Origin of the sequence: Streptomyces sp. ActVer, from assembly GCF_027270795.1 — a bacterium.
Taxonomy (GTDB): domain Bacteria; phylum Actinomycetota; class Actinomycetes; order Streptomycetales; family Streptomycetaceae; genus Streptomyces; species Streptomyces umbrinus_A.
This window is the reverse complement of the sequence record NZ_JAPWHT010000461.1, coordinates 1-8,164: the sequence shown is the minus strand read 5'-3', so window position 1 is coordinate 8,164 and position 8,164 is coordinate 1. Positions and strand designations below refer to the sequence as shown.

The following is an 8,164-nucleotide window of genomic DNA, read 5'->3' as shown; positions in this document are numbered from 1 at the left end:
CCCTCGCCCTCGTACTGGACCCGTCCGCCGACCCGGCCGGGACCGCCCAGGCCGTCGCCCGGCGCCTCGCCGCGGACGAAACACTGAGGGCCCGCCTGGTACGCGGCCTCGACCTGGCACTCCTGCCGGCCGACGCGACGCCACCGGGCGAGCCCCTGTACGTACGCCAGTAGTGGACGTACGCCACAGACTGCTGGGCGTACGCCGAAAAGGTTGGTGACGGGCGGGTCAGCCGAAGACCGGGCCCGTGTACTTCTCGCCCGGGCCCTGGCCCGGCTCGTCCGGGACGAGCGACGCCTCGCGGAACGCCAGCTGCAGCGACTTCAGGCCGTCGCGCAGCGGGGCCGCGTGGAAGGAGCTGATCTCGGTCGCGCTCGCGTCGAGCAGCCCGGCCAGCGCGTGCACCAGCTTGCGTGCCTCGTCGAGGTCCTTGTACTTGTCGCCCTCCTCGGTCAGACCGAGCTTCACGGCGGCGGCGCTCATCAGGTTGACGGCGACCGTCACGAGGACCTCGACCGCGGGGACCTCCGCGATGTCGCGGGTCATGGCGTCGAAGTCGGGGGTCTCAGGAGGGGTCTCACTCATGCCCACACGATAGGCCCCGGCCCGTCGGCCTCCGTCCGCGGGAGCCCCGGCCCCGTTCGTGGGAGTCCCGGCCGCCGTCCGCGAGAGCCCTCGCCCCCGTGCGCGAGAGCCGTTCGGGGAACGGCCGGAGAACAGTGCATGCAGGCCGATTCGCACCACCCGGGGGGAGCTGCTAACCTTGTGTAACGACCGGCCGGTCACTCCTGTGCCCGGCCCGCAAGTGGAGGCTCCGATCTCCCACCCGACTGTCCTCCGGGACGGCGGGTCACCCGGTCAGGCGGCCACCATCGTTCCGTACGGACGATGGAGTCGCTGGATATGCGCCCCGCGGGTCACCGCGGCGGTGCTCCGGTCATTCTTGGAGCCACCGCCTGTGTCCTGTCCGGGGCATTTTTCATGTGCCGCGGCGGTTGGTCCAGTCAAAGAGACGTATGCGAGCTGTTTGCCAGACAGTCCGTGTGGTGCTATCCGAGGAGGATCCATCAGCACCGAGCCCCGCATCAACGACCGGATTCGCGTTCCCGAAGTGCGACTTGTCGGTCCCAGCGGCGAGCAGGTCGGGATTGTTCCGCTTGCCAAGGCCCTGGAGCTTGCGCAGGAGTACGACCTCGACCTGGTCGAGGTGGCTGCGAGCGCGCGTCCCCCGGTCTGCAAGCTCATGGACTACGGGAAGTTCAAGTACGAGTCGGCCATGAAGGCCCGTGAGGCGCGCAAGAACCAGGCGCACACGGTCATCAAGGAAATGAAGCTCCGGCCGAAGATCGACCCGCACGACTACGACACCAAAAAGGGTCACGTCGTCCGGTTCCTCAAGCAGGGCGACAAGGTCAAGATCACGATCATGTTCCGTGGTCGCGAGCAGTCCCGGCCGGAACTCGGCTACCGACTGCTGCAGCGTCTCGCTTCGGACGTCGAGGACCTCGGGTTCGTCGAGTCCAACCCGAAGCAGGACGGCCGAAACATGATCATGGTTCTCGGCCCGCACAAGAAGAAGACCGAGGCGATGGCCGAGGCCCGTGAGGCCCAGGCGGCACGCAAGGCGGAGGCGAAGGCCAACCCGGGCAAGTCGCAGAACCACACGGGTGACGACATCTCCGAAGGAGAGGTCGCCGACGCCGACACGGAGACCGCCGAGGCTCCGGCCGAGGCTTCCGCCGAGGCCTGATCCCGGGGCGAGAGTCCAAGGGGGTTCCCGGACGCGAGTCCGGGGACGTCAACCGATACACATGACGTTCCGTTGTGCCCGGTTTCACGACCGGGCACAGGAGCGCCACTGACGAGGAGAGAACGGCGCTATGCCGAAGAACAAGTCGCACAGCGGTGCCAGCAAGCGCTTCAAGATCACCGGCTCCGGCAAGGTGCTCCGCGAGCGTGCCGGCAAGCGCCACCTGCTCGAGCACAAGTCGTCGCGCGTGACGCGCCGCCTGACCGGCAACGCCGAGATGGCCCCGGGCGACGCCAAGAAGATCAAGAAGCTTCTCGGCAAGTGACGTCCGGGCGCTTCGGCGCCGTACGTCAGGACCGGGACCCCATCGAATTCGGGCCGTGTGACGACCACCACGGCCCCGCTACAAGGAGTTAACAAGTGGCACGCGTCAAGCGGGCAGTCAACGCCCACAAGAAGCGCCGGGCGATCCTCGAGGCGGCCTCCGGCTACCGCGGTCAGCGTTCGCGCCTGTACCGCAAGGCCAAGGAGCAGGTCACCCACTCGCTGGTCTACAACTACAACGACCGCAAGAAGCGCAAGGGTGACTTCCGTCAGCTGTGGATCCAGCGCATCAACGCTGCGGCCCGCCAGAACGGCATGACGTACAACCGCCTCATCCAGGGTCTGAAGGCCGCCAACATCGAGGTGGACCGCAAGATCCTCGCCGAGCTGGCCGTCAACGACGCCAACGCGTTCGCCGCGCTCGTCGAGGTCGCGCAGAAGGCGCTGCCGTCGGACGTCAACGCGCCGAAGGCTGCGTGACGCTCGCGCTGGCCTTGGCCGGAACTGCTGTGGACCCGCTCGCCTTTCGGCTTGCGGGTCCACTTGTGTTTTCCTCCGCTGCGCGTGGGGCCGACCGGTTCGGCACCGCCGGGATCCGCCGTCGTGGCTGAGCGCCGGCGCGGCGGAAACGAGGGGCCGGCCCGCCCCGGCCCCGTGGACCCGGCGGAACGACTTGCCCGGACCCGTCCAGACCCGTGAAGCAGGGCAGTGACGTGCCCCATCCGTGAACCAAAGGTGAATCCATGCCTGTCGGCCCCGAGCTGATCTCCCCCCGTTCCGCGCGCGTCTCCGCCGCCCGGCGGCTTGCCAGGCGGAACTTCCGGGGGAAGGAGCGGCTGTTCCTCGCGGAGGGGCCGCAGGCCGTGCGGGAGGCCGCCGGGCATCGGGGGGACGGCGGCGAGACGCTGGTCGAGCTCTTCGTGACGCCGGAAGCCGCCGAGCGGTACGCCGACATCGTGGGGGAGGCCCGGGACGCCGGGGCCCGGGTGCACCTCGCCGCCGAAGACGTGATCGCGGACATCTCGACGACCGTCACCCCCCAGGGGCTCGTCGGGATCTGCCGGTTCCTGGACACGCCGTTCGAGGAGATCATCAAGGCCGGGCCCAGGCTGGTCGCCGTACTGGCGAACGTCCGGGACCCCGGGAACGCGGGCACCGTCCTGCGCTGCGCCGACGCCGCGGGCGCCGACGCCGTCGTCCTCACCGACGCGTCCGTCGACCTCTACAACCCCAAGTCCGTACGGGCGTCGGTCGGTTCGCTGTTCCATCTGCCCGTCGCGGTCGGCGTACCCGTGGAGCACGCGGTGCGGGGGCTGAAGGACGCCGGGGTGCGGATTCTCGCCGCCGACGGAGCGGGCGAGGACGACCTCGACGACGAGCTCGACAAGGGCACCATGAGCGGGCCCACCGCCTGGGTCTTCGGGAACGAGGCGTGGGGGCTCCCGGAGGAGACGCGTGCGCTGGCGGACGCCGTTGTGCGCGTACCCATTCACGGCAAGGCCGAGAGCTTGAACCTCGCGACGGCGGCCGCCGTATGTCTCTACGCGTCGGCTCGTGCGCAGCGTGCCCACCGTGCTGGTTCCTGAGGGGGTCCGTTCCGTCACTCCCAGCTAGTAGGGTGTCGGGCTCGGGGGCCCTGCGCCAGACGAGAGGTGGGGTACGGGGATGAGTGTCGGCACGAGCGGTGCGAAGAGCGCACTGCGGGCACATGACGTGCGGAGCGCGCCCGCGTCCCGGCAAGGCGATCTCGCCGAACTCGGCCTCGACCCGGACGAACTGCCCGACGGACTCGTGATCGCCGACGAGCGCGGCCGCGTGATCTGCTTCAACGCCGCCGCAGAACGCATCACCGCCACTCCCGCCGCCGACGCCCTCGGCCGGCATCTCGACTGGGCCCTGCCGTTAGAGGACCTCGAAGGCCGCCGCTGGTGGCAGCTGACCGATCCGTACGGCGGGCTGGCGATCCGGGTCGGACAGCCCGAGCGCAATCTGCTGCTCCCCGGGGGCCGGGAGGTCCTGGTCTCGGCACGGTACGTGCGGGTGCGGCCCACCGGCCCGATCCGCCGCGTAGTCGTCTCCCTCCGCGACACCGAGGCCCGCCGCCGCACCGAGCGCAGTCACGCCGAGCTCATCGCCACGGTCGCCCACGAGCTGCGCTCGCCGCTCACCTCCGTGAAGGGCTTCACGGCGACGCTGCTCGCCAAGTGGGAGCGGTTCACGGACGACCAGAAGAAGCTGATGCTGGAGACGGTGGACGCGGACGCCAACCGGGTCACCCGCCTCATCGCCGAGCTCCTCGACATCTCGCGCATCGACTCCGGCCGCCTCGAACTGCGCCGCCAGCCCGTCGACATAGGTGCCGCCGTCGGCCGGCACATCCAGGCGTACGTCGCCTCCGGCCAGTCGGCCGACCGCTTCCTGCTCCGCATCGGCCAGCCCCTGCCCGATCTGTGGGCCGACCCCGACAAGGTCGACCAGGTGCTCAGCAACCTGCTGGAAAATGCGGTGCGCCACGGCGAGGGAACCGTCACCATCGACGTGGAGCCCGCGCCGTCCCTCCGCGAAGGAGAGGACGCCTGCACGTCGGTCACGGTGAGCGACGAAGGCCCCGGCATCCCGGAGGAGTCCATGAACCGCGTCTTCACCCGCTTCTGGCGGGGCAGCAAGCGCGGCGGCACCGGCCTCGGCCTCTACATCGTCAAGGGCATCGTCGAGGCCCACGGCGGCACCATCACCGTCGGCCGCGCCCCCGAGGGCGGCGCACAGTTCCGATTTACGTTGCCCGTGGGCACCCCGGCGTACTTGCAGTAACGCCGAAGAGGCCCCACGGGCGCATTCGCATACCTGAGAGCTCCTCTCGGACCGGGCGTCCGAGAGGGGCTCTCACCCCCGTTAGACTCGGCCTTTGGCACCTTTGCGTCCCCTTTTCAGGGACAGGGCGTCCCGCGAGTCGCGACGGGGACCGTTGGCCAACCAATCGGAAGCACGGGAAGAGATGTCGGCACCGAACAAGTCGTACGACCCTGTTGAGGTCGAGGCACTGAAACCGGAAGAGATCGAGCGCATGCGGGACGAGGCGCTCGCCGCCTTCGCCGCCGCCGGTGACCTCGACGCGCTCCAGGAGGCCAAGGTCGCCCACACCGGCGGCGCCTCGCCGCTGGCTCTCGCCAACCGCGAGATCGGCGCCCTTCCCCCGCACGCCAAGGCCGCCGCCGGCAAGCTGGTCGGCCAGGCCCGTGGCGCGGTGAACAAGGCGCTCGCCGGCCGCCAGGCCGAGCTGGAGGCCGAGCGCGACGCACGCGTGCTCGTCGAGGAGGCTGTGGACGTCACGCTTCCCTACGACCGCGTACCCTCCGGCGCCCGGCACCCGCTGACCACCATGATGGAGCGGGTCGCGGACGTCTTCGTGTCCATGGGATACGAGATCGCCGAGGGCCCCGAGGTCGAGGCGGAGTGGTTCAACTTCGACGCCCTGAACTTCGGCCCGGACCACCCCGCCCGGCAGATGCAGGACACCTTCTTCGTACAGGGCCCCAAGGGCGCCGACAGCGACGGCGAGTCCGGTGTCGTGCTCCGTACGCACACCTCGCCCGTGCAGGCCCGCGCGCTCCTCGACCGGGAGCCGCCCGTCTACGTCGTGTGCCCCGGCCGCGTCTACCGCACGGACGAGCTGGACGCCACGCACACCCCGGTCTTCCACCAGATCGAGCTGCTCGCCGTAGACGAGGGCCTGACCATGGCCGACCTCAAGGGCACCCTGGACCACATGGTCCAGTCGCTCTTCGGCGCGGACATGAAGACCCGGCTGCGCCCGAACTACTTCCCCTTCACCGAGCCGTCCGCCGAGATGGACATGCTCTGCTACGTCTGCAAGGGCGAGTCCGTCGGCAACCCGGACCGCCCGTGCCGCACCTGTTCCAGCGAGGGCTGGATCGAGCTCGGCGGCTGCGGCATGGTCAACCCGCGCGTCCTCGTCGCCTGTGGTGTGGACCCGGACAAGTACAGCGGATTCGCCTTCGGGTTCGGCATCGAGCGGATGCTGATGTTCCGCCACAACGTCGAAGACATGCGAGACATGGTCGAGGGTGACGTCCGGTTCACCCGGCCGTTCGGGATGGAGATCTGATGCGGGTCCCGCTTTCCTGGCTGCGGGAGTACGTCGACCTCCCCGCCACCGAGACCGGCCGCGATGTGCAGGCCAAGCTCGTTTCCGCCGGCCTGGAGGTCGAGAGGGTCGAGCAGCTCGGCGCCGACCTCAAGGGGCCGCTCGTCGTCGGCCAGGTGCTGACCATCGAGGAGCTGGAGGGCTTCAAGAAGCCCATCCGCTTCTGCACGGTCGACGTCGGCACGGCCAACGGCACCGGTGAGCCGCAGGAGATCGTCTGCGGCGCCCGCAACTTCGCCGTCGGCGACAAGGTCGTCGTGGTCCTGCCCGGCGCCGTGCTGCCCGGCAACTTCGCGATCGCCGCGCGCAAGACGTACGGCAAGACCTCGCACGGCATGATCTGCTCCGGCGACGAGCTGGGCATGGGCGACGACGGCTGGGGGTCCCCCCGGACGGAGTCTGGGGGAGGCGGCATCATCGTCCTGCCCCCGGAGCACGAGGTCGGCACCGACGCCGTCGAGCTGCTCGAACTCGTCGACGAGGTCCTCGACATCGCCGTCACGCCCGACCGCGGCTACGCGCTGTCGATGCGCGGCGTCGCCCGCGAGGCCGCGACCGCGTACGGCCTGCCCCTGCGCGACCCGGCGCTGCTCGACGTACCGGGTCCGAACGCGTTCGGCTACCCCGTGCAGGTCTCCGACCCGCAGGGCTGCGACCGCTTCACCGCGCGTACCGTCACCGGTCTGTCGCCCGAGGCGCGCTCCCCGATCTGGCTGCGGCGCCGCCTCCAGAAGGCGGGCATGCGCCCGATCTCGCTGGCCGTCGACATCACCAACTACGTGATGCTGGAGCTCGGTCAGCCCCTGCACGCGTACGACCGCTCCCGCGTCCAGGGCACGATCGGTGTGCGCCGGGCCGAGCCGGGCGAGAAGCTCACCACCCTCGACGGCACCAAGCGCACGCTGGACGCCGAGGACCTGGTGATCACCGACGACCGCGGGCCGATCGGCCTGGCCGGTGTCATGGGCGGTGCCAACACCGAGATCGACGACACCGAGGGCACCACCACCGAGGTCGTCGTCGAGGCCGCGCACTTCGACCCGATCTCCATCGCCCGCACGGCCCGCCGTCACAAGCTGGCCTCCGAGGCGTCCAAGCGCTTCGAGCGGGGCGTCGACCCGGAGGCCACGTCCGCCGCCGCCCAGCGCACGGTCGACCTGCTGGTCCTCCTCGCGGGCGGCACCGCCGACGGGGGCGTCACCGAGGTCATCGCGCCCTCGGCGCCGCGCACCATCAGCATCCCGGCCAACCACCCGGACAAGGTCGCGGGCGTCGACTACGGCCGCGAGACCGTCGTACGCCGTCTCCAGCAGGTGGGCTGCGACGTCTACGGGCAGGACGAGCTGATCGTCACCGTCCCGTCCTGGCGGCCCGACCTGACGGACCCGAACGACCTGGCCGAAGAGGTCATCCGTCTCGAGGGCTACGAGAACCTGTCCTCGACCCTGCCGAAGCCCCCGGCGGGCCTCGGCCTCACCGACCGGCAGCGGCTGCACCGCCGGGTCGGCCGCGCGCTGGCCGGCGCGGGCTATGTCGAGGCGCTGAACTACCCGTTCATCGGCGAGCACGTCTTCGACCAGCTCGGTCTGGCCGCCGACGACACGCAGCGCCGGGTCGTCAAGCTGGTCAACCCGCTCTCCGACGAGGAGCCCGCGCTCCGTACGACGCTGCTGCCGGGCCTCCTCCAGGCCCTGCGCCGCAACGACGGGCGCGGCTCGCACGACCTGGCGCTCTTCGAGACGGGCCTGGTATTCCACCCGCAGGACGAGCTGCGCGTGGCGGTGCGGCTGCCCGTCGACCGCCGTCCCACGGACGAGGAGATCGCGTCCCTCACCGACGCGCTGCCCGTCCAGCCCCGGCACGCCGCCGTCGTCCTCGCGTGCGCCCGCGAGCAGGCCGGCTGGTGGGGCAAGGCCCGCCCGGCC

7 protein-coding genes and 2 pseudogenes are annotated in these 8,164 nt (G+C 70.4%); 8 read left to right on the top strand and 1 reads right to left on the bottom strand.

The features are described from left to right. A pseudogene (locus O3Q52_RS43955) lies at positions 1-173 on the top strand (SseB family protein); the annotation flags it as partial. Positions 174-228: 55 nt separating this feature from the next. Here O3Q52_RS43955 and O3Q52_RS43950 read toward each other — a convergent pair. Beyond that, positions 229-585 carry a DUF1844 domain-containing protein gene (locus tag O3Q52_RS43950; protein WP_055613892.1) on the bottom strand — a complete coding sequence of 119 codons (357 nt, stop codon included), beginning with the start codon at positions 583-585 and terminating at the stop codon, positions 229-231. Positions 586-1,041: 456 nt separating this feature from the next. Between O3Q52_RS43950 and infC the strand changes: the two are divergent. From infC to pheT, 7 genes and pseudogenes are all read left to right on the top strand, one after another. Next, positions 1,042-1,750, top strand: a pseudogene (infC, locus tag O3Q52_RS43945) (translation initiation factor IF-3). Positions 1,751-1,880: 130 nt separating this feature from the next. After that, the gene (rpmI, locus tag O3Q52_RS43940; protein WP_019065473.1) at positions 1,881-2,075 is read left to right on the top strand and encodes a 50S ribosomal protein L35; all 195 of its coding nucleotides are present in this window, start codon (positions 1,881-1,883) and stop codon (positions 2,073-2,075) included. Between the two features lie 95 nt (positions 2,076-2,170). Further along, on the top strand, positions 2,171-2,554 hold the full coding sequence (gene rplT / locus O3Q52_RS43935) for a 50S ribosomal protein L20 (protein ID WP_003970214.1): 384 nt from the start codon (positions 2,171-2,173) through the stop codon (positions 2,552-2,554). 263 nt (positions 2,555-2,817) lie between these two features. Beyond that, on the top strand, positions 2,818-3,660 hold the full coding sequence (locus O3Q52_RS43930) for an RNA methyltransferase (RefSeq protein ID WP_269654121.1): 843 nt from the start codon (positions 2,818-2,820) through the stop codon (positions 3,658-3,660). Between the two features lie 79 nt (positions 3,661-3,739). After that, entirely contained in the window at positions 3,740-4,885 is a 1,146-nt protein-coding gene (locus O3Q52_RS43925; RefSeq protein WP_269654120.1) for an ATP-binding protein, read from the top strand. A gap of 184 nt (positions 4,886-5,069) precedes the next feature. Next, positions 5,070-6,200, top strand: a complete 1,131-nt coding sequence (pheS, locus tag O3Q52_RS43920) for a phenylalanine--tRNA ligase subunit alpha (RefSeq protein WP_269654119.1) — start codon at positions 5,070-5,072, stop codon at positions 6,198-6,200. Continuing rightward, positions 6,200-8,164, top strand: a 1,965-nt coding sequence (gene pheT, locus O3Q52_RS43915) for a phenylalanine--tRNA ligase subunit beta (RefSeq protein ID WP_269654118.1), incomplete at its 3' end; no start/stop codon positions are given. The genes pheS and pheT, both read left to right, overlap by 1 nt.